Source organism: Runella sp. R0.1_18 (genome assembly GCF_057652155.1).
In genome coordinates this window covers 92,134-111,958 of sequence record NZ_JBYFCK010000014.1, presented here as the reverse complement: position 1 = coordinate 111,958, position 19,825 = coordinate 92,134, and the positions used below count along the sequence as shown (strand labels likewise).

Genomic DNA, 19,825 nt, shown 5'->3' with positions numbered 1-19,825 from the left:
GGTGGTTAAGACACTAATTTAATCCAAAGTGGTAAATTATAGTACGTAGTAACGCGGGTGATTTTCCCCTCTTTTACTTCTAAAAATGCACCTGCGGGCAGTACGTATTTTTGGCCGTGGGCGGGTGGGAGACCTTCCTCGGCTTGTTTATAGGTACCATTTACAACAAATTCGGCCGCGATTCGGGTTTCGTCTGATGATGAAAAGAAGACCATGTTGGTCAAAGTTTCGTCGTAGGCATCGTCCATTTTCTGCATAAACTCAGTAAACTTCTCATTTCCGATGCGGACTTCTCCTTGATTAGGCTCGTGCCGAACTTCGGGATGGAGCAAGTCTAACATGCCTTGCCAGTTTTTTTGATTAAAGTGGGCGTAATACTGTTGAACGATTTCTAGTGCAGTCATGTATGTGCTATTTTGATTCATTAATAATGGTTAAAACGTCTTCTTCCGACAGTCCGACTAATTTTGAAAGGATTGAAATTGACAAGCCTTCTTGCTGTCCTTTGTATAAAATCTCTCTAACCTTTTCTAGCTTTCCTTCTTCTTTCGCCAAATCGAGCGAATTTTTAAGATCACGATAGTATTTTAAACTATCTTCATAAGATAAAATCTCTTCTTGGCTAAACTTTGCAATTTCTGCTACTTCAAAAAGGCGTTCAAAAATTTTTTCTTGTAATTTCTCAGGGACTTTTTCTAAACGATTGAGATTGCGTAGCACATAGAGCCATTTCTCAAATCTTGTGTCTAATTCATCTAGGCTTTTTTGAAATTTTGGCATTTCTAAATAGATGAATGTGAGTTTGTTGTAAAATACTTTACAACTATGAATATCCGTTAGTTTGACATCGTACCGATACTTGTTTTTATCGGATTTGTCCTCATCAAAAACAAAATCTAAAATGGCAATCGTATAAACGGCTTTAAGTTCATAATTCCAATCCGACTGTTTTGCTTGCTCACGGATGGGAAAAGTGGCGTAATAGAGTGTTCGATCTTTAAAGAAATTTTGTTTTGATTTTTGAAGCTCTACGATAAACTTTTCACCCCTTTCGTTTTCACAGTACAGGTCGAAAATAGCTTTACGGTCACTTTCACCTAGGCCAAGGTGTTCATTTTTTAGATAAGTAAGGTTTTTAATTTTACCCTCTTGCTCTTTTAAAAGTTCATTTAAAAAATCGAGAAGTAAGTCTTTATTGGGCTCCTCGCCAAAAAGTTTTTTAAATCCAAAATCTGTAAACGGATTTATATATTTTTCCGCGATAATTGACATAACTGCGAAGTTGATTAGGGCAAATTTATTCAAAACAATAGTTCTTGCCAAACAAAAAGCCCCAGCGACTTTTGCTGAGGCTTCCGTCGGCAATTACTTTAATTAGCCTCTCGTACGGTAAAGCGTTCCGTTTTCTACTACATATAGCATTCCGTCCATGGCTACAATGAGGGTTACTTCGCTGAGTAAACCTTTTTCGCCAATTTGCTGATAAGCGCCATTTTTATCCGTTTTGAAGAGTGTTCCATCTTTTTCTACACTCCACAAATAACCTCCGTCAGCCACCATCGCAACGGTATTTGCCCAGTCCCCGATTTTCCCCACTTGTTGCCATTTTAGCAATCGTATATTGGTTTTGTAGAGTGTTCCTTTTTCGACGGTCCACAAATGATTGTCCATTGACTCCAACATTTCTGCTTCACCAAATTCTCCATTTGCCCCGATTTGCGTCCAAGTGCCATCTTTATTGGTTTCGTAAAGTGTTCCGTTTGTTTCAATACTGTACAGTTTTCCGTTTAGGGAAACCATGCCCGCTGTTTCTTTCCAATCGCCTTGTTTCCCAACCCGTTGCCACGTACCTGCGCGTGGATTGGTGCGGTACAAGTCGCCATCTTCAACAGTCCAAATTTCACCGTCCATGGCGACCAAGAAATTAGCATTGTCAAATTCACCTTTTGCCCCGATTTGTTCATAATTTCCGTTTTTATCAGTTCGAAAAAGTGTTCCATTTTTTTCAATGCTGTACAAAAAACCATTCATCGCAACGACATCAAGGGTGTTTTCCCAATCCCCTTTCTTCCCAATCTGTTCCCATCGTTGCGCAAGGGCAAATTCAGTGGTTGTAAGTAGTAAACCAACCAAAACAAGCGTGTAAGTAAGTAACGTTTTCATTAAAGTATGTGAGTTTATGATTTCGGGGTCAAATGTACCAAAGAAAAACCCTAGTCCTTGCGAACTAGGGTTAGGTTTTCAATAAAGTGATAGTATTGGGCTATTTTTCTCCTGACATTTTACCCGTTTTGGTATTCGTATTGATTGCAGAGGCATTTTTTACATACTTGTCGAGCCAGCCGCCCATTTCGTACAACATGTGCAATAGCGATTCTTTGGCCGTATAGCCGTGGCTTTCGTAAGGCAAAAAGACCAATTTGGTTGTAGCACCCATTCCTTTTAGCGCATTGTAATAACGCTCTGACTGTATTGGGAATGTCCCCGTGTTGTTGTCAGCTTCTCCGTGAATGAGCAACAAAGGCGTCTTCATTTTGTCGGCATTCATAAACGGCGACATTTTGTTGTAAACATCGGGGGCTTGCCAGTAAGTACGCTGTTCGTTTTGGAAACCAAACGGAGTAAGCGTGCGGTTGTAGGCGCCCGAACGCGCGATGCCTGCTTTGAATAAGTTGCTGTGTGAGAGCAAATTGGCGGTCATAAAGGCGCCGTAGGAGTGTCCACCAACACCGACACGATTGGCATCAACCACACCCAGGCGTACGCCTTCGTCAATGGCAGCTTTGGCACTAGCCACCAGTTGTTCTACGTAGGTGTCGTTTGGTTCTTTGTCGCCTTCACCCACGATTGGAATGGAAGCATTTTCGAGAACGGCATAGCCCATCGTGGCAAAAGCGGCACCAGTCCAGTAACTAATGCGGTTAAACTGATACGGCGAACCACTTACTTGACCAGCAGCAGCGGCGCTTTTAAATTCGGCAGGGTAAGCCCACAAAAACGAAGGAAGCGGTCCATCTTCTTTTTTGTAGCCTGGAGGCAAAAGCAACGTAGCTGTCAAATCCACGCCATCAGAGCGCTTGTAGCGAAGTTGTTGTTTCTGAATACCTTTCCATTGAGGATAAGGATGCGGGAAAAATGTCACTTGCGTAAGCGCGGGTTCGGCGGGCTTTTTGCCTTTTTTAGGCGTAGGGTTTAGGTTACGGATGAAGTAGTTAGGTTGTTCTTCTTGCGATTCGCGTGAGGTTAAAATCAACCCTTTTTCGGCGTTTAAAATACTGATTGGGCGCTCAAAATAAGGGGCTTCCGAGCGCCAAAGACGTTTGGTTTGCTTGGTAGCTAAGTTAAATAAGTCAACAAAAGGGCGATCACCTTCGGGCGAAGCACCTTGGCCTGTGAGGTAAATGTCGCCCGTTGGGGTAATGTCAAGTACGTATTCTCCGAACTGGTTTTTCTTTAATTCGGGTGAACCAGGGTTGTTGTAACGGTCTTCTGACGAACGGTCAAACAACACAACAGGGTTGGCAGGACTGCTTGGATTCACCAATTTGGTGATGGTTTTACGGGTGGCATACCAGCGTTCTGAGAAAAGTGCCGTTTGGGCATTTCCCCACGTTACGCTACCAAAACGGAACGCCGCCGCATAAATTTCTTTTGGCTCGCCCGTAAATGGAGCGTCTGAAGTCAAAACTACGTCACGAATGGCGATTTTCTTTTTAGGATCACCTCCGTCCCGCGCTTCTACCCAATAAAGGGTGGCGGGGGCGTCGTTCCGCCAGTTGTGCCCACGCTGTCCCGAAGGCGCGGCATCAGGCCCCCAAGGCACGTTTTCGAGCAAAGGAATGTCAATTTGTGTTTTTACAAACGTCCCGTTGGTCTCATAAATATCAACTTTTGAAGGAAAGCGATTGACCGTCACCAAATACGAAAACGGCCGATGAATGGTTTCGAGCAAAACGTACTTACCGCCGGGTGAAGGTGAAGAGGTTGCAATTACCCCAACGTTCCCAATCGGTTGTACGCTTCCGTCGAGTCCAAGTTTCATGGCTTGTGAAGTAGCGTAATACTCAAATTGTTTTTCATCTGATGGGTTTTTGAGCAAATCTTGGAATGTAGCGGCTTGGGCTTTGGTTCCTAAGTTTTCTTGAACGGTAGGCCCCGTCGGTACGCGGCTGATTTCAGGAGCTGCGCCACGACTAGCAGGAATCCCACGAATGATAAACGATTGGCTGTCGGACAACCATTGATAAGGAACTCCCAAAACAGCGTTGAGAGCGACTTCGCTTACTTTGCGAGCGGTAGCGCTGTTGATGTCTAAAACGTAAAGCTCAATTTTAGAATCAGTAGTGTTGGTAAAAGCTACCTTGGTTTCGTCGGGCGACCACTGTACGTTTGACAACTGTGGGTTGGTGGGTAAACCAGTCACCTGTACGTCGGTGGCATTGGCAGCTACGCGGCGGAGCTTGAGGTTGTTGATAAACACGGCGCGACTAGGGCCGCTCGTGGCGGGGTTGATGCGTAAACCAGCCAATCGAAGTTCAGGCTGTGAAAGTTCTGCGATGGTGGTTGTGGAGGTGTTTCGCTCCGACACCAGCATCCATTGGCCTTTGCTATCGACACTCACGGAAGGAGTAGGAGGGGCCGTGACCAAATCAGCTAGATTTTTGGGAGGCAGCTGATACCCCGCATTGTCTTGGGCGAAGGCCGAAAAACCGACCAAGCACCCGACAAAGAATAGCGCTTTTTTCATGGGTTTTAGTTGTTTGATTTGTTGCAAGTTAAATCAAATCACCCTGCTTTGGGTCTAAAACCTACCAAAACAAAAAAGGAGGCGTCGAACCTCCCTTTTTTGTCGCTTTATGTTCGTCTCCTAACGGCTTACGTAGCGTTTGCCGTTGGAATATTTAAAATCGGTAGAGCCTTCAAAGTCGGTACTTTGGAAGTCGGTGTCGTTCGAGAAGTTCGTGTATTTGAAGTCAGCATGGCGCTGGAAACGGCCGCTTTTGAATGATACGCCGTCGTGAAAATGAGCGTATTTGAAGTCGGCGTAGTCGCGGAAGCGAGCGTTTTTGAAATACACTTGGTCGTCAAAATCCGCATACTTAAAGTTGGCATATTCGCTAAACTGATTGCCCGAAAATGACGTTTCTCCTTTGAAATGGGCGTATTTGAAATTGGCTTGCTGGCTAAATTTCGTACCCGAAAAGTTGGCAACGCGCGAAAATTTTGAATACTTAAACTCAGAATCTCCTTCAAACGTGCAGTTTTCAAACACCACGTTTTCAGAAAAGTCAGTGGAATAGGTTGTACTCGATTCGCCTAACTCAATGTTAAAACCTGCGATACTCTTACGCTTGCCGTCTTTTGAGAGGTTTTTATACGCAATGACATCTCCTTTGAAAGTACAATTTCTGAATACAATGGGAACTTCGACCGTACTTTTGTATTCGTCCCAAGATGCTTTGTTGTTCTTGCTTTTTTTGTTCGATAATTCGGTTAAATCCAGCGTTCCTACAACTACGACGCCGTCGTATTGGATCTGTTGTTGTTTGTCAATAGCCTCAAAAATGCTTTTGGCTGAAACTTCTTTTTGTGCAAAACTGACAAGAGATACGCAAAAGGCGAAAACAAAAATGGAAAGGCGTTTCATGGTTGTGTGCTTTTTAGTGTTAAAATGGCTTTTGTTATAAGATGCCAAAAAGCACGGCTTGGTTGCACGAGAGCTGAAAAATTATTCTTTAGCTCGCGAGCGACCAAATAAATCGAACCGTTTTCCGAGCTGTGCTTCCATGTCGCTCAACTCGATTTTGAGCGCGTGAATCGAAATGGTAATTTCCCAAATAGACAGCATAAGGGCGACAATCTGCATTAAAAGAGCCACAAAAAATAAGCCTTGAGCAAAAGGTTGGTAATGTAAATAAATCGCCAACATCGAAACCGCACTTAGCAACAGGCTGGTGACAATGATAAATTGAATGTTGCGAATAATGTGAACTCGACGATGCAGGTGCTTGATTTGATCCACGTAATTCTTGTCAGGGTTTTGGCGGAATCTGTCGTGGAGTTCACGGATTAAGCTCGCGATGGCCAAATACCGATTGGTAAAAGCAATCATCATCAACGAAACGGTTGAAAATAAGATAGCGGGAGTCGAGATAGAAAGTTCCATGTAAAATGAACAAATGAGACTATGTGAGAATGAGTGATATTGTCGTACTTTGTGGCTAAATTTTGCTTCGGATGAAAGAAAACGTATTTGACTCCCACAAATTTAATCTTTGGAAAGGTCGATTGTTGAAAAATGGCCTCAATATTCATCAAATTGATGAAAAATTTACCCGCCACAACCATAAAGGTGAGGCATTGTTTTCACTACTCATGCTCGATGCCACTACGCCTGAAGGTGATAAAATTCCCCCTATTTGTTTTTTAAAAGGAGAGGTGCTTTGCGTTTTGGTATGTTTGATTGATGAACTAACGAAGGAAAAATATTTGCTTTTGGTACGTCAACGTCGTATCTGTGACGGGTCGCTTACCTACGAACACCCCGCAGGAATGCTCGACAGCGAATCGGATGCCTACAAAGTGGCCGCCAAAGAGGTATGGGAAGAGACAGGGATTGAAGTGTCACAAAATCAGTTGGTTAGGCTCATGGATGCTCCTGCGTATCCTTCAACGGGTACGAGCGATGAAGCGATGTACTATTTTTATTGTGAGATTGAACTTCCCAAAGAAAAAATCATGTCATACGATCAGCGATTTATGGGTGAAGCCTCTGAACATGAGCGGATTGTGACTTGTGTTTTGCCGTTTTTGGAAGGGCATCGACTTATCAACAACGTCAACGGTATTTTGCTTGATTTCTTATACCTAAAAGCAATAGGAGATTGGGAGTTGTTGAAGCTGTTATAACTATGGTTGGTATGGTTTTTTAGTAATATGGACAACTATACAATTCACCAAAAATCAGATACTGCCATGTCAAAAATTCACGATATCGCCGCCAAATACCAGATAACCGAAGCAACCGTACGGACGTTACTGGAAGGATTACAAACCACAAGTGGTTTTCAAGTACAATTCAACAGTGCCGAATTGGGAGGGATGGGGCAGTGGCAATCAGGAATGGTGATGATTGGCGACATGTTTAACGATGGGCTGAAAGCCAAAGTAGCCGCTTTGTGTGCGGAACTTGCTTCGTTTGTGCGAGAGCATCAAGCTGCGCAACCTGAAGAAACAGAAAAGAAAGATGCTTCAGTGGCTGCTCCCATCAAAACCATTCCTGCGACGTTCAGTGGAAGCCAAAACGGGACAAAATATGCCTATTATGCTCCTCAAAATGTGTTGCAGATTGAAGAAGAAGATAAAATAGCCCGCTACAGTACTGAAGGCTTGACCCTTTGGGGAGTGCAGCAAGCACAGGATGGGACTGGAAAAAAACTGAAATTTACCCACGCAGGAGGCACAGTTACCGTCGATGACCTCAAACCTGCCCTAGAATAACCAAGACTTTCCAAGTTTAATTTAACAAAAATATGTCATCAACAGTACTCGAACGGTTTCTAAGATACGTTCAAATTGATACCCAGTCAGATCCTAATTCCACTCTACAACCTTCGACCGAAAAACAGAAAAACCTGAGTCGGATGTTGGTGACCGAATTGTTTGAAATGGGGGTTGTGGATGCCCACCTCGACGAACACGGCTACGTATATGCAACCCTCCACGCCAATACAACCAAGTTGAATGTTCCTGTCATTTGCTTTTGTTCGCACGTGGACACTTCGCCCGACTGCTCAGGTGCGGGTGTCAAACCTTTGGTACATGCAGCTTGGGATGGTTCTGATATATTGTTGCCCGACGACCCTACGCAGGTAATTCGCCGTTCGGAACACCCTGATTTAGAGGCGCAGATTGGCAATGACATTGTAACTGCCAGCGGCACTACATTATTGGGGGCTGATAACAAAGCGGGCGTTTCCGAAATCATGGATGCCGTACGTTATTTGTTGGAACACCCTGAAATCAAGCACGGTACGATTAAAATCCTTTTTACCCCCGATGAAGAAATTGGTCGAGGAACAAATAAAGTGGACCTTGCCAAACTCGGCGCCGATTTTGGCTATACCATCGACGGCGAAAGCCTTGGCTCATTTGAAGACGAAACCTTCAGCGCCGACGCCGTAAAAATTACCATTCGTGGTATCAGTGCTCACCCAGGTTTTGCCAAAGGGAAACTCGAAAATGCCCTTAAAATTGCGGCGGATGTGATTGCAGCTTTGCCAAAAGATGCTCTTTCGCCCGAAACGACCGAAGAAAAACAAGGGTTTATCCACCCGACAAACATCGAAGGAATCCAGGAAAAAGTGACCCTAGGTTTTATCATTCGTGATTTCACGGTGGCGGGTCTTCACGAAAAAGAAACCTACCTCAAAGGGATTCTTGACCAAGTTTTACAACAATATCCCCACTCAACGGCCGATTTTGAGGTCATTGAACAATACCGAAACATGAAAGAAGTGCTTGATAACCACCCGCATGTCTCGGAATACGTACGGGAAGCAATTCACCGCTCAGGGTTGACTCCCTTAAAAAGAAGCATCCGAGGTGGGACTGATGGTTCTCGACTTTCCTTCATGGGCTTGCCGTGCCCTAATATTTTTACGGGCGGGCACGCTTTTCACTCAAAATTGGAATGGGTCTCGGTCCAAGACATGCAAAAAGCAGTCGAGGTAATCGTCAACCTTTGCCAAATTTGGGAAGAAAAACACTAATTCTACATGTTATAAAGCAACACCGCGCACGAAAGAGTAAATGCGAACGAAGTTTTGGTTTTTAGTTTGGGCGCGGTGTTTTGCTTTTTATGGGTTATTTAAAGACGTTTCCTCCAAAGGGTTGTCCAGTACGGGCGATGGTTTCAAAGGCTGATTGATGACGTAGAAACCAAGTCAGAAAGCGTTTGAACAAGTTGGTTGATTTGGCAAGTTCAAAATAGGCTTTTATGTATTCAAAATTAATTGCGATCATGGTCTTGCTGTTTGATGAATGTACCACAAAGGTCGGAATAATACAAATAAAGCCCAAATTGCGAATTGGAAAAGTACAAATAATGACCAGCCAAATGCCAAGAACACCCAAAAGTTGTTGAGTGAGTGCAGTAAGTTCTTGATAAAATGATAGGCTATTTTGATATAAAAAGTGGCCTTTTTGGGTTTTAAATGTTAATTCAAAACAAATTGTTAATGATATTACAAGCGGGAAAGTATGCGTTTTTATACGAACAAGGGAGCATTCGTCAGCTAAAACATCAGGGAAAAGAAGTAGTTCGAATGATTTATTTTGCCTTACGTGACCACAATTGGGGCACGTTCGACAAAGTCATTTTTGATGAAGTTGTTCAAAAAGACGATACTAGCTTTCAAATTCATTATAAGTGTAACCATGTAGCTGATGCTTCAACGGCGATTTTTGAGTGGGAGGTAGCTATCAGCGGAGCCGACAATGGTACAATTAGCTTTGAAATTTCTGGAAAAGCATTGATGGACGTGTGGAGTAACAGGGCTGGGTTTTGCGTGTTACATCCTATCAAAGGAATTGTTAATCAGCCCGTTTCTCTTCTTCATGAAGATGGTTCTAGTTCTACTTCCATTTTTCCCAAATATATTTCACCAGAAGACCCTTTTTTGATGATTCGTTCGATGACCTGGCAGGTGGAGGAGGGAGCGGCGTATCAAATGGATTTTGAGGGAGATACGTTTGAAACCGAAGACCAGCGAAATTGGGGAGATGCGTCTTTTAAAACGTTTTGTACACCTTTGTCCAAACCTTTTCCTGTTTTGCATAAAAAGGGAAATACTGTTTTTCAACGAATTACGCTTCATCCGCCCGTCGAAAATCCATTTTTGAGAGTTAAGTCAGAAGACACCGTTCTACCCTCGAAAGCAACTATCTTTCAGTTGGGAATTGGGGCGTCGGTTGAGTCGGTAGAATTGACAAAGGAAGCCATCAGCCAGTTGAAAAAGCTTCAGTTGTCGCATTATCGCATCGACCTTGCACTGCCTTCCTCTTCGTGGATTACTGAATTTTCTACCCATTGCGAAAACGCCTTTGACCTTGGTTTGCCTTTGGAAGTAGCCCTTACGATAGGGGAAGAGGAAGAAAAAAACTTGGAAGAATTTGTGTTTATATGTCAACAGAATCGCTTGAATATCAGTAGTGTTTTGTTGTTTTCTAAAAATGAGGTAACTACGCCTCAACGAATCATTGATTTAATTCCAGTATTGAAGAAACAACTGCCAAAGGTAAAATTTGGGGTAGGTACCAATTACAATTTTACGGAACTAAATCGAAACCGTTTTAAGGCCAAAGAGGCCGATTTTGTCACGTTTTCTTACCATCCGCAGGTACACGCTTTTGACAATCTTACGATATTAGAAAATGCCGAAACACTCCAATACCAAACAGCAAGTGCCGAACATTTATACAATAAACCCGTTCACATCAACTTTATTTCGTTGCGAGCCCGCGCTAACCCGTACGCTTCGTCTCCTGCCGATGTTCAAATCCCTATTTCAAAACAAATAGACCCACGCCAATCTACAGATTTCACAAAGGGTTGGTTATCAGAGGTTTTTCGGAGCCTGTCGGCATCTACAGTGGCTTCTGTCACGCTTTTACGAACGGTAGGCGAATTGGGAATTCTGTCCCTAGAAGGGCATCCGTATCCTGCGTTTGAAATATTTCCCAAAAAAAATCACCATTGACCGCAAGTTTTTAGAGGAAGGTGCATCTAAACGAATAAATCTGATTCCATTTGAACGATTTAGAACTTCTTCAAGGACTTCAATCACGCCAAGCGGTGGCGTTTCGATACTTAGTTGAGCACTATCAAACGAAAGTGTTTAATACGGTATTGGCCATTGTTCAGCACCCCGAAGAAGCAGAAGACGTTGCTCAAGAGGTGTTTATGGAAGTGTATGAGTCGATTGATAAGTTTAGAGGTGAGTCCAAGTTAAGCTCATGGATTTATCGAATTGCCACAACCAAAGCCTTAGAAGCGTATCGGAAAAAGAAGGCACAAAAGCGATGGGGAGGATTTTTGAGTAGTTTATTTGGGGAAAACAACGAAGCCATGTACGAACCGATTGATTTTGTACACCCAGGGGTTGAATTGGAAAATAAAGAACGGGCGTCGGTTTTGTTCAAGGCCATCAACCAGCTGTCGGACAACCAAAAAATTGCCTTTACCCTGCACCACGTGGAGGGACTGAGCTATCAAGAGGTGACGGAAGTGATGCAAGTATCGTTGTCGTCGGTGGAGTCGTTGATGTTTCGTGCCAAAACGAATTTAAAATCTTTGTTGAAAACGTATTATACATCTCAATAGCCATAAAAAAATAAAAACCATGAAAAAGAATTACAAAATAGAGGAAGAGATTGAGCGGACGCTTCAATCGCTGGAGGGAATAAAGCCCGCCGAACCTACGCCTTTTTTTTATACCCGTTTGCAGGCGCGTATGGAGAAAAATAAAGAAGTAAAAACGGGATGGCATTGGCGACCAGTGTATGCTTATGCGTTTTTGGGGCTGGTTATTCTTTTAAATGTATGGACGATTTATCAAGTCTCTCACCGTTCATCAAACGCTGAGTCTGGAGAGCAGTTTGCCAACGATTATGGCCTCAACGACTTTAGTGGGTTTGATACAAATTAAATGTAGCTCATGAAAAACGTATTTTCATACAACTATCTTGGGCCAATTACCCTTGCGTTATTTTTACTCAACTTGGGGTTAGTGGGCTGGATGTGGTTTTCTCCGCAAGGGCGGCCGAATGGCCCCCGAGGCGAAAATCCTGGGCAGTTTTTGGAGCAAGAGTTGGCATTAACACCGCAACAAAAAGAGGAGTTTCGGGTGTTGCGAGAAGACCATCATCGAAAAACGAGGGCACTACGCGACAGTATCCGTCAAATGAAAGAAGCGTATTTTCGACATATTGGGCAAGCCGAAGTAGGGGATAGTGCATTGGTGCAAAAATCAAAAGCGATTGCCGAAAAAATGGCTCAAATTGATAAGATTACCTTTCAGCATTTTAGCGATGTCCGCAAAATATGTTCTCCCGAACAACAAAAGAAATTTGATTCGGTCATTGATGAAATGCTACGTCGATTGGCGGCCAACCCCGAAAGACCTGCTGAACGACCCGATAGACCAATGCCACCTCCAAGATAAGTAAGTAAAAGACCCTCCCGAGCTCAGTGGTGGTAAATGGTGCACTTCCTCTGGAAATCAAGCAGTTGGTGGAGGATATAAAAACGTTGAAACTAGAAAAAACAAAAAAGCCACTGAACTTTAGTCAATGGCTTTTTTGTGAATGGTTATGACATAAGCGCCATTTCTTTCTTACTTCGTAGCCAATCAGGACGGGTGGTTTTAACTTTAGCGCCTAACTCGTTCAGCATCGAATAGAGTCCAAAATAGGTGCGATTGATGTACAAGCCATCTTTGGAACCACGCGCTACTTTTGAATTTCTGATTTCTTCCACTTTGGCCAGTTCATCGGCAAAAGCATAGACCGAATCAAAATAGGTATGGTCGCCAAAGTCAAATTCATCGACGGCAAAAGGTTTGCCCAACATCACAATCATTTGTTTAAACAAATCTTTAAACAAGGCTTTTTCGCTTGGTTTGTCTTCTTTGACCAAAAATTCGAGGTTATAGAAGATTTTTTCAATCAACGGATCATCATCCAGCGTGTCAGGATTGATTAGCGTAAAATAATTGTCGTAAAAGTAATCAGGAATGACTTTCACACAACCAAAATCAATGACGCCCATTGTGCCATCGGCGCGCATCAAGAAATTGCCAGGGTGTGGGTCGGCATGAACTTGGCGCAGGCTATGTACTTGGTGGTCATAAAAATCCCAAAGTAACTGTCCAATCCGATTACGAACCTCCTGAGAGGGATTTGTTTGGAGAAAATCTTTGAGGTGAAACCCGTCCAACCAGTCCATTGTCAAAACCCGTTTGGCCGAAAGGTTGGGGTAGTATTTGGGAAAAATGAGTCCATCAATGTGTTTACACGCTTCCGAAATTTCCACCGAACGACGCAATTCAAGGTCATAGTCGGTTTCTTCCAAAAGTTTGGTTTCTACCTCTTCGGTATATCGTTCTACGTCTTTTTCATTGAGGCCAAACAAGGTCACTGCCATGGGTTTGACCATTTTCAAATCTGAGCTGATGCTATCGGCTACGCCTGGGTATTGTACCTTGACGGCCAGTTTTTGCCCATTTTTTGAGGCTTGGTGTACTTGCCCAATAGAAGCTGCATTGGCTGCATTGATGTCGAATTGGTCGAAGAGTTCGTGCGGAGCTTTGCCAAAGAAATTCCTAAATGTCTTCACGACCAGCGGCCCCGACAACGGCGGCGCAGAGTATTGCGACATTTGAAACTTATCGACGTACGCGCGGGGCAAAACACTGCGATCCATACTGAGCATTTGGGCTACTTTTAAGGCCGAACCCTTCAATTCACTCAAAGACTCATAGACGTCGGTGGCGTTGTCTTGGTGCAATTCTTCCCGAGTCGTAGTGGGGTCAATTATTTTTTTGACGTTGTACTTCAGGTAATTTCCGCCAATTTTTGCCCCTGTTTTTAGAAACTGAGTGGCCCGCGCCACTTTGGAGGTGGGGATACTATCTTGTGTTTTCATCGGTTCTGATACATGAATTTTGCTAAGTCAACTACGGTATCTACAATCGAACGCCCCATTAAATCGAAGCCTGTGTTCACCGTTTTTTCGATGGCAGTATCCGTTAATTCAAAATTTCGACTGGTATCTTTTATCCAAAAGTCTAAAATATAGAGGGTATTAAGCCAAACAGCTTCGGGATATTTATTGGCAATGTAGGGACGAGCAATCACTTCCTTACTTTCGCGCCCTTCGTACAGTAAATCATTCGCAAAAGTCAAAAAGGCTTCTTTAAAAAGACGAAGCTCTTGGGGATTTTTGGCCGCGACGGGCTGAGGAAGTTTTCGGTAACTATATGAAACAAAGCTTCGATTGGCCTTGAGCACTTCTACCCATGTATAATAAAATGCCAAAAGCTTTTCGCGAACGCTATACCCTTGGTAAGTAGGGTCAGTTTCGGTAGTTTTAAGGGCTTGGTCAAAAAAAGACTTCCACACATCCATTTCAATAGACTCAAACGACGTGTAAAATTCGTAGAGTTCTGCCTCTGCCATTTTTAATTTTTTGGCAAAAGCATAAAAGGAAGCAGGGGTTTGTCCGTTTTCAAGGACATAATCAATATACGACTTACGGATTTTTTCGGCTTTTTCCATGATATGTAGTCAATCTAAATACACATTAAACAACGAACTGTGCCCTAAAAAGGTTTGGTAAAAGCGGGTATTTAGTTTTGCAAAACAACATGTCGAGTTTTGCACGTTTTTTGCATGATAATAAAAAAAATACAGTTAAAAACCGTATAATTGCGTTCTGAGGCGTATTATTTAAGCATCTACTATGGCATTTTTGAACGGAAAGTACCGTAAACCTATTATTCGATTTTGGCAATTGGCTGCCGTTATTATCGGAAGCGCTGTTTTGTACTTGGTAGCAGTCTATTTTAATTTCTTTTGGCTTTTTGGGGGAATGCCTGAATTAAAAGCCATCGAAAATCCTGAAAGTCAAGTAGCTTCGGAAATCATTTCGGCCGACGGGCAGACGCTCTCAAAATATTTTATTGAAAATCGGACGCCTGTTGAGTTTGATCAACTTTCCCCTAACCTTGTAAAGGCGCTTATCGCTACCGAAGATGCGCGTTTTGTGAAACACTCAGGCATCGACCCCCGTTCTATGTTTCGGGTATTCAAAGGGCTCGTGTCAAGCGACCAAGGTACAACAGGAGGAGGGAGTACAATTACGCAACAATTGGCCAAGAACTTGTTTCAAACCCGCAGCGACAAATACAAAGGTTCATTGGGAGATTTACCGATTATAAAAACTGTTATTGCCAAAACCAAAGAGTGGATATTGTCGGTGCGCTTGGAGCGGAATTATACCAAACAAGAAATCATGACGATGTACCTAAACACGGTGTCGTTTGGTAACAACGCTGATGGGATTAAAACCGCTGCAAAGACATATTTCAAAAAAGAACCTTGGAACCTCGATCTTCCCGAAGCCGCTTTGTTGGTGGGGATGTTGCAAAACCCTTCTCGTTTTAATCCTCGTTTGTTTAAAGAGCGGGCGTTGGAGCGCCGTAATGTGGTGTTGGGGCAAATGATGAAATATGGTTTCTTAACGGTGGAGGAATTTGCCCAAAATAAACTGAAACCACTTGCCCTCAATTTTTACATCGAAAACCACAATACAGGGCCTGCTCCTTATTTCCGTGAAGTGCTTCGTGATTGGATGAAAACTTGGTTGACACAATATAACCAAGAAAACGGCACTGATTATGACTTGTACCGCGATGGACTTCGTATTTATACAACGATTGATTCAAGAATGCAGAACTATGCCGAACAAGCCGCCGACCAACACATGCGCGATCAACAGACCAAGTTTTTTACGCACTTCAAAGAGCTTAAAATGAACCCTTGGGTTGTGAAAGGCACAAACGGTGGTTATGCGCCCGATCCTTATTTTGAAAAACGGGCAGTACGCAGAAGCTGGCGTTACCGCGAATTAAAGAAAGTGTATGGAGATGATGAGGTGAAAATTTGGCAAGAACTGCGCAAACCTATCAAAATGAAGGTTTTCTCGTGGCAAGGCGACCGTGATACGATTATGAGTCCATTGGATTCGATAAAGTATTACAATAAGTTTTTGCGCATCGGGATGGTCTCGATGGATCCGCGAAACGGTGATGTAAAAGCGTGGGTAGGAGGGATTAACTTCAAACACTTCAAGTACGACCAAGTATATCAAGGAAAGCGCCAACCAGGTTCTACCTTCAAGCCGTTTGTGTATTGTTCGGCCATCAATGAAAGCTTTGTGACGCCCTGTACAACCATTCGTGATGCACAGGTTTGTATCGGTGATTGGTGCCCTAAAAACTCAACGGGCTCTTTCTCGGGTCAAGAACTTACCCTGCGCCAAGCGCTGGCCAAATCGGTCAACTCCATTAGTGCGCGGTTGATGAGCATGGTAGGGCCTAAAAAAGTGGTCGAATATGCTCATAAACTAGGGATAAAAAGCCCGATTCCTGCCGAAGTAACCATTTGTTTGGGAACACCCAACGTATCTGTTTTTGAAATGGTCAATGCTTATTCGACTTTTGCCAACGGTGGAAAACACGTTCAACCACGTTTTGTAACCCGTATCGAAAATAAAGAAGGTCAAGTGTTGGCAGAGTTTCCTGTCGATGAAAAAGAGGTGATTAGCCCAAGCATGGCGTATCAAATGTTGTTTATCATGCGTGGTGCCGTTGAAGATCCGTGGGGAACAGCGCAGCGTCTTCGTACCCAATACGGACTTTCAGAAAACAATGACATTGCTGCCAAAACTGGTACGACCTCCGACTATACCGACGGCTGGTTTATGGGGATGACTCCTAATTTGGTAACGGGTGTTTGGGTAGGTGGTGAAGATAACCACGTTCACTTCACGACGATGGCGCTGGGACAAGGGGCGCGGATTGCGATGCCTGCTTGGGGACTTTATATGCAAAAAATATATGCAGACCCTGATTTGGCAGGCAACGAGCGTTCGCCGTATCGTCGCGAGCGTTTCTATAAACCCGATGGCATGGAAACGAATTTGGGGTGCGGTGGCCCTAAATTGGACACCCTCAACACCTACATGCGGCCAAGGGTAACCGACGATGAAAGTATTCTGTTTTAAACCCTGATGAAAATCCTCTTAGCCCCTGATAAATTTAGAGGTTCGCTGACTGCGCTCGACGTTTGTAACGCCATGCGTGATGGTATTTTGGCTGCAAACCCAACTGCGGAGGTAATTGCGATTCCGATGGCGGATGGGGGAGAGGGTACGGCAGAAATTTTAACCCAAGATGCGGGTGGTTTTTTTGTAGAAACGGAAGTGATGGATCCGCTATGGCGTCCTATTGGGGCGAATTTTGGGATGACTCCCAATCGTCAAACAGCTTTTCTCGAAATGGCCAGTGCTTCGGGGCTTAAATTGCTTAGTTCGGAAGAACGAAATCCTTTAAAAACAAGCACTTACGGAACTGGAGAGTTAATAATAAAGGCGTTTGAAGCGGGAGCCAAACACATTATTTTGGGGATTGGAGGAAGCGCCACTACCGATGCTGGTATTGGAATGGCGGCGGCACTTGGGTGGCGTTTTTGCGATAAAACAGGCAATGAACTAGCGCCTATCGGCGAAAACTTACTTCATATTCAACAAATTATCCCGCCTGAAAGTCCCTTAATTGACGTAACCATCGACGTAGCTTGTGACGTAACTGCGCCACTTTTTGGACCCGCAGGAGCAGCGTATGTCTATGGCCCCCAAAAAGGGGCGGATGAGGCGGCGGTAAAAACCTTAGATGCTGGATTACAACACCTATCAGCGATTATTCAACGCGATTTTGGGATAGATTTGGCGCACCAACCTGGTACTGGCGCGGCAGGTGGTCTAGGGTTTGGGCTTTTATTTTTTCTCAAGGCTAATCTCAAAGAAGGCGTCAAAATCGTGATGGAACAGACGCACTTTGAAGAACAACTAGAAGGCGTCGATTTGGTATTGACTGGGGAAGGAAAAATGGATGAACAAACCCTGCAAGGGAAGTTGATTGCAGGGATTGCCAGGGCAGCCAAGGAAAGAAATATTCCTGTGATAGCCTTGTGTGGAACCCTTTTACTGACTACCCACGACATACAGTCGTTGGGACTTTCGTATGCAAGGTCAATTTTGCCCCGCCCAATGGCACTCCCTGAGGCGATTGAATACGCCTATCAGGGAGTGAAGGAAACCTCACATTCGTTGGTGTCGTTATTAACGCTTCTCCAACAATAACTTTATTTTATCAGAAAGCTCGGTATTCTGATAAATTCCTCCAAATAACTGCGATTGAGGGCCATAGGCATACACAGGAACCATGATGCCTGAGTGGCCTTTTGAACCAAAATTTGCCTTTAACATTCCATCTTTTTCGCTACCACCCGTAAGGGCCATGGCGCCAGTTTCATGGTCGGCCGTTACGATAACAAGCGTTTGCCCGTCTTGGTCGGCAAAACGGAGTGCTTCTGCTACAGCTTGGTCAAAATCAAGGACTTCATTCATCACGTATGCGACGTTGTTGGCGTGTCCAGCGTAGTCAATTTGAGCACCTTCAGCCATCATAAAGAAGCCTTTTGGGGCATTTTTCTTAAAATGTTTGACCGTTTCTCCCACGGTTAAAGGCAGAAAATTTCCCCGTCCTTTTTCCATCGAAAGCCCCGCTTGGTCGTCAAGAACCACAAATTTGTCTTTTTTTGTTTCAGAAGTAATATCGGCATACCGACGAATAACGGAGTAATTACGCGCCACTAATGAATCGCCCAAATTTGCTTTGTCTTTGCGCTCAAAGAAATATTTGCTACCTCCACCTGCCAATACATCTGTAGGCTCTTTTAGAAAATCTGCCGCAATTTCTTCTTGCATACTACGCTTGGGTTGGTGGGCATAAAAAACGGCAGGAGTGGCATCGGTGATGGGACCCGAAGAAATAACCGCCGTTTTTTTGCCATTGCGTCGTGCAACAACCGCCAACGAAGGTCGTGCCATCAAGGTCGCATCCATGCCTATGGTACCATTTTTGGTTTTATGCCCAGTGGCCAAAGCCGTTCCAGCCGCAGCCGAATCTGTGATATAGCCTTCCGCAGGTTGGGTTTGCATCAAACCTAGGCGTTTGAACAAAGCCAAGTGAAGCTGACCGTGATTAGCGACCAACCCCGTCTGCATGTGGGCAAGCCCCATTCCATCACCGATTAAAAAAATAATATTTTTGGGTGTTTTTGAAGCACCATCACTACGGTAAGTAGGTTGGTACACCGTATAAGGTGATGATGGGTAAGTATGTTGATTATCAGCTGGTTTGTTGTTTTTGAAATAATCAGATAATACCTGTGGGCGGTCAGTACCAATCCAGTCAACGCCAAGGGCAGTGAGTTCTTTCCAAATGGCCTCGTTGTCGGGAGCGCCCCAAAAACGGACTTTTTTCCCTTGTTGATGCGCCCGCGTGACGTATTCAACTGTTTTTTCGCGGTCTTCTTTGGGGAAAAGCCCTTTGCCATCCCAACGAGATACGAGTGTAAACGGCGCACTAATGAGTGCAACACGCTTGAGGGCTGCGGCATCGTAGGTTTGTTCAAAACGTCCGTCAAATGAAATCCAAGAAGGGTAGTTGGCGAATTGGGCAGGAGTTGGCATACTGCCACTGATGACCACCCGCGCGTTTTTTCCTTCGCCAAAAAGTTCGGGGTAGCGACTCAGCTGACTCACCAGCGAATCGAGCGTAGGAGAGGCAGGCGTTTTAAGGTCAATGAGAAACTGGAAAGGATAACCCTTCCCCGCCTTTTGCTGTTGTTGCAAAGGCTGTAAATACATCTTTGTGAGTGTTTGGTCGGGTTTTACTTCCGAGGGTAAATGTGCCACAACCAGCTCTCCATTGTGCAAATAAAGGTCAGCTTCGATAGAGCCACATTGAAGCGTATGCGCCCCCCAAAATGGGTTTGCTTGCTGATAATCATTGTGGGAGTGGATGTTGGCATTCGTGTAGTTGATTTGTGCATGAAGGTTGGTATGAACAAAACCTGCCAACAATAATGAAAGGCCAAAAAACGAAGTTTTCATAAATAAAATTTAGTGCGGCAACAA

The 19,825-nt window shown here is 44.0% G+C and carries 19 protein-coding genes; 9 read left to right on the top strand and 10 right to left on the bottom strand.

What is annotated here, in order from left to right; translation table 11 throughout:
* Window positions 1-5 precede the first annotated feature (5 nt).
* From AC23P2_RS21920 to AC23P2_RS21895, 6 genes are all read right to left on the bottom strand, one after another.
* Window positions 6-404 (bottom strand): ketosteroid isomerase-related protein, encoded by a 399-nt coding sequence (locus AC23P2_RS21920; RefSeq protein WP_487775184.1) that lies wholly within the window; start codon window positions 402-404, stop codon window positions 6-8.
* Window positions 405-411: 7 nt separating this feature from the next.
* Window positions 412-1,272: an Rpn family recombination-promoting nuclease/putative transposase gene (locus AC23P2_RS21915; protein ID WP_487775183.1), complete on the bottom strand. Its 861-nt coding sequence runs from the start codon at window positions 1,270-1,272 to the stop codon at window positions 412-414.
* Between the two features lie 102 nt (window positions 1,273-1,374).
* Window positions 1,375-2,163, bottom strand: coding sequence for a hypothetical protein (locus tag AC23P2_RS21910; RefSeq protein WP_487775182.1), 789 nt, complete (start codon window positions 2,161-2,163; stop codon window positions 1,375-1,377).
* A 100-nt stretch (window positions 2,164-2,263) separates the two neighbouring features.
* Entirely contained in the window at window positions 2,264-4,747 is a 2,484-nt protein-coding gene (locus AC23P2_RS21905) for a S9 family peptidase (protein WP_487775181.1), read from the bottom strand.
* 120 nt (window positions 4,748-4,867) lie between these two features.
* On the bottom strand, window positions 4,868-5,647 hold the full coding sequence (locus AC23P2_RS21900) for a pentapeptide repeat-containing protein (RefSeq protein WP_487775180.1): 780 nt from the start codon (window positions 5,645-5,647) through the stop codon (window positions 4,868-4,870).
* Window positions 5,648-5,728: 81 nt separating this feature from the next.
* Entirely contained in the window at window positions 5,729-6,166 is a 438-nt protein-coding gene (locus tag AC23P2_RS21895) for a DUF2721 domain-containing protein (RefSeq protein WP_487775179.1), read from the bottom strand.
* Between the two features lie 71 nt (window positions 6,167-6,237).
* On the opposite strand from AC23P2_RS21895, the gene AC23P2_RS21890 reads away from it, so the two are divergent.
* The 3 genes from AC23P2_RS21890 to pepT all read left to right on the top strand — a co-directional run bounded on the left by AC23P2_RS21890 (window position 6,238) and on the right by pepT (window position 8,771).
* Window positions 6,238-6,909 carry an NUDIX hydrolase gene (locus tag AC23P2_RS21890; RefSeq protein ID WP_487775178.1) on the top strand — a complete coding sequence of 224 codons (672 nt, stop codon included), beginning with the start codon at window positions 6,238-6,240 and terminating at the stop codon, window positions 6,907-6,909.
* Between the two features lie 66 nt (window positions 6,910-6,975).
* Complete coding sequence (locus AC23P2_RS21885; protein WP_487775177.1) at window positions 6,976-7,500, top strand: hypothetical protein; 525 nt, start codon at window positions 6,976-6,978, stop codon at window positions 7,498-7,500.
* A 32-nt stretch (window positions 7,501-7,532) separates the two neighbouring features.
* On the top strand, window positions 7,533-8,771 hold the full coding sequence (gene pepT / locus AC23P2_RS21880; protein ID WP_487775176.1) for a peptidase T: 1,239 nt from the start codon (window positions 7,533-7,535) through the stop codon (window positions 8,769-8,771).
* Between the two features lie 94 nt (window positions 8,772-8,865).
* On the opposite strand, the gene AC23P2_RS21875 is transcribed toward pepT, so the two are convergent.
* Complete coding sequence (locus tag AC23P2_RS21875; protein ID WP_157607770.1) at window positions 8,866-9,024, bottom strand: hypothetical protein; 159 nt, start codon at window positions 9,022-9,024, stop codon at window positions 8,866-8,868.
* Between the two features lie 215 nt (window positions 9,025-9,239).
* Between AC23P2_RS21875 and AC23P2_RS21870 the strand changes: the two genes are divergently transcribed.
* From AC23P2_RS21870 to AC23P2_RS21855, 4 genes are read left to right on the top strand one after another with little or no spacing between them, the layout of a single operon-like run.
* Window positions 9,240-10,760: a D-apionate lactonase family protein gene (locus tag AC23P2_RS21870; RefSeq protein ID WP_487775175.1), complete on the top strand. Its 1,521-nt coding sequence runs from the start codon at window positions 9,240-9,242 to the stop codon at window positions 10,758-10,760.
* 50 nt (window positions 10,761-10,810) lie between these two features.
* Entirely contained in the window at window positions 10,811-11,383 is a 573-nt protein-coding gene (locus AC23P2_RS21865) for an RNA polymerase sigma factor (protein WP_487775174.1), read from the top strand.
* 19 nt (window positions 11,384-11,402) lie between these two features.
* Window positions 11,403-11,708 carry a hypothetical protein gene (locus AC23P2_RS21860; protein ID WP_487775173.1) on the top strand — a complete coding sequence of 102 codons (306 nt, stop codon included), beginning with the start codon at window positions 11,403-11,405 and terminating at the stop codon, window positions 11,706-11,708.
* Window positions 11,709-11,717: 9 nt separating this feature from the next.
* Complete coding sequence (locus tag AC23P2_RS21855) at window positions 11,718-12,224, top strand: Spy/CpxP family protein refolding chaperone (protein ID WP_487775172.1); 507 nt, start codon at window positions 11,718-11,720, stop codon at window positions 12,222-12,224.
* A 146-nt stretch (window positions 12,225-12,370) separates the two neighbouring features.
* Here AC23P2_RS21855 and AC23P2_RS21850 read toward each other — a convergent pair whose 3' ends face one another.
* Both AC23P2_RS21850 and AC23P2_RS21845 read right to left on the bottom strand, forming a co-directional pair.
* Window positions 12,371-13,705 carry an ABC1 kinase family protein gene (locus AC23P2_RS21850; RefSeq protein ID WP_487775171.1) on the bottom strand — a complete coding sequence of 445 codons (1,335 nt, stop codon included), beginning with the start codon at window positions 13,703-13,705 and terminating at the stop codon, window positions 12,371-12,373.
* Window positions 13,702-14,337, bottom strand: coding sequence for a TetR family transcriptional regulator C-terminal domain-containing protein (locus AC23P2_RS21845; protein ID WP_487775170.1), 636 nt, complete (start codon window positions 14,335-14,337; stop codon window positions 13,702-13,704). The genes AC23P2_RS21850 and AC23P2_RS21845 overlap by 4 nt, the downstream gene beginning before the upstream one ends.
* A gap of 184 nt (window positions 14,338-14,521) precedes the next feature.
* On the opposite strand from AC23P2_RS21845, the gene AC23P2_RS21840 reads away from it, so the two are divergent.
* Window positions 14,522-16,846, top strand: coding sequence for a penicillin-binding protein 1A (locus AC23P2_RS21840; RefSeq protein ID WP_487775169.1), 2,325 nt, complete (start codon window positions 14,522-14,524; stop codon window positions 16,844-16,846).
* A 6-nt stretch (window positions 16,847-16,852) separates the two neighbouring features.
* Window positions 16,853-17,983 (top strand): glycerate kinase, encoded by a 1,131-nt coding sequence (locus tag AC23P2_RS21835; protein ID WP_487775168.1) that lies wholly within the window; start codon window positions 16,853-16,855, stop codon window positions 17,981-17,983.
* On the opposite strand, the gene AC23P2_RS21830 is transcribed toward AC23P2_RS21835, so the two are convergent.
* Window positions 17,963-19,801, bottom strand: a complete 1,839-nt coding sequence (locus AC23P2_RS21830) for an alkaline phosphatase (RefSeq protein ID WP_487775167.1) — start codon at window positions 19,799-19,801, stop codon at window positions 17,963-17,965. The two genes, AC23P2_RS21835 and AC23P2_RS21830, sit on opposite strands and share 21 nt — an antisense overlap.
* Window positions 19,802-19,825: the final 24 nt, after the last annotated feature.

What these genes read in the sequence shown, in the direction of transcription:
- AC23P2_RS21920 (WP_487775184.1), bottom strand. Translation starts at nt 404, where the DNA reads ATGACTGCACTAGAAATCGTTCAACAGTATTACGCCCACTTTAATCAA.
- AC23P2_RS21915 (WP_487775183.1), bottom strand. Translation starts at nt 1,272, where the DNA reads ATGTCAATTATCGCGGAAAAATATATAAATCCGTTTACAGATTTTGGA.
- AC23P2_RS21910 (WP_487775182.1), bottom strand. Translation starts at nt 2,163, where the DNA reads ATGAAAACGTTACTTACTTACACGCTTGTTTTGGTTGGTTTACTACTT.
- AC23P2_RS21905 (WP_487775181.1), bottom strand. Translation starts at nt 4,747, where the DNA reads ATGAAAAAAGCGCTATTCTTTGTCGGGTGCTTGGTCGGTTTTTCGGCC.
- AC23P2_RS21900 (WP_487775180.1), bottom strand. Translation starts at nt 5,647, where the DNA reads ATGAAACGCCTTTCCATTTTTGTTTTCGCCTTTTGCGTATCTCTTGTC.
- AC23P2_RS21895 (WP_487775179.1), bottom strand. Translation starts at nt 6,166, where the DNA reads ATGGAACTTTCTATCTCGACTCCCGCTATCTTATTTTCAACCGTTTCG.
- AC23P2_RS21890 (WP_487775178.1), top strand. Translation starts at nt 6,238, where the DNA reads ATGAAAGAAAACGTATTTGACTCCCACAAATTTAATCTTTGGAAAGGT.
- AC23P2_RS21885 (WP_487775177.1), top strand. Translation starts at nt 6,976, where the DNA reads ATGTCAAAAATTCACGATATCGCCGCCAAATACCAGATAACCGAAGCA.
- pepT (WP_487775176.1), top strand. Translation starts at nt 7,533, where the DNA reads ATGTCATCAACAGTACTCGAACGGTTTCTAAGATACGTTCAAATTGAT.
- AC23P2_RS21875 (WP_157607770.1), bottom strand. Translation starts at nt 9,024, where the DNA reads ATGATCGCAATTAATTTTGAATACATAAAAGCCTATTTTGAACTTGCC.
- AC23P2_RS21870 (WP_487775175.1), top strand. Translation starts at nt 9,240, where the DNA reads ATGATATTACAAGCGGGAAAGTATGCGTTTTTATACGAACAAGGGAGC.
- AC23P2_RS21860 (WP_487775173.1), top strand. Translation starts at nt 11,403, where the DNA reads ATGAAAAAGAATTACAAAATAGAGGAAGAGATTGAGCGGACGCTTCAA.
- AC23P2_RS21855 (WP_487775172.1), top strand. Translation starts at nt 11,718, where the DNA reads ATGAAAAACGTATTTTCATACAACTATCTTGGGCCAATTACCCTTGCG.
- AC23P2_RS21850 (WP_487775171.1), bottom strand. Translation starts at nt 13,705, where the DNA reads ATGAAAACACAAGATAGTATCCCCACCTCCAAAGTGGCGCGGGCCACT.
- AC23P2_RS21845 (WP_487775170.1), bottom strand. Translation starts at nt 14,337, where the DNA reads ATGGAAAAAGCCGAAAAAATCCGTAAGTCGTATATTGATTATGTCCTT.
- AC23P2_RS21840 (WP_487775169.1), top strand. Translation starts at nt 14,522, where the DNA reads ATGGCATTTTTGAACGGAAAGTACCGTAAACCTATTATTCGATTTTGG.
- AC23P2_RS21835 (WP_487775168.1), top strand. Translation starts at nt 16,853, where the DNA reads ATGAAAATCCTCTTAGCCCCTGATAAATTTAGAGGTTCGCTGACTGCG.
- AC23P2_RS21830 (WP_487775167.1), bottom strand. Translation starts at nt 19,801, where the DNA reads ATGAAAACTTCGTTTTTTGGCCTTTCATTATTGTTGGCAGGTTTTGTT.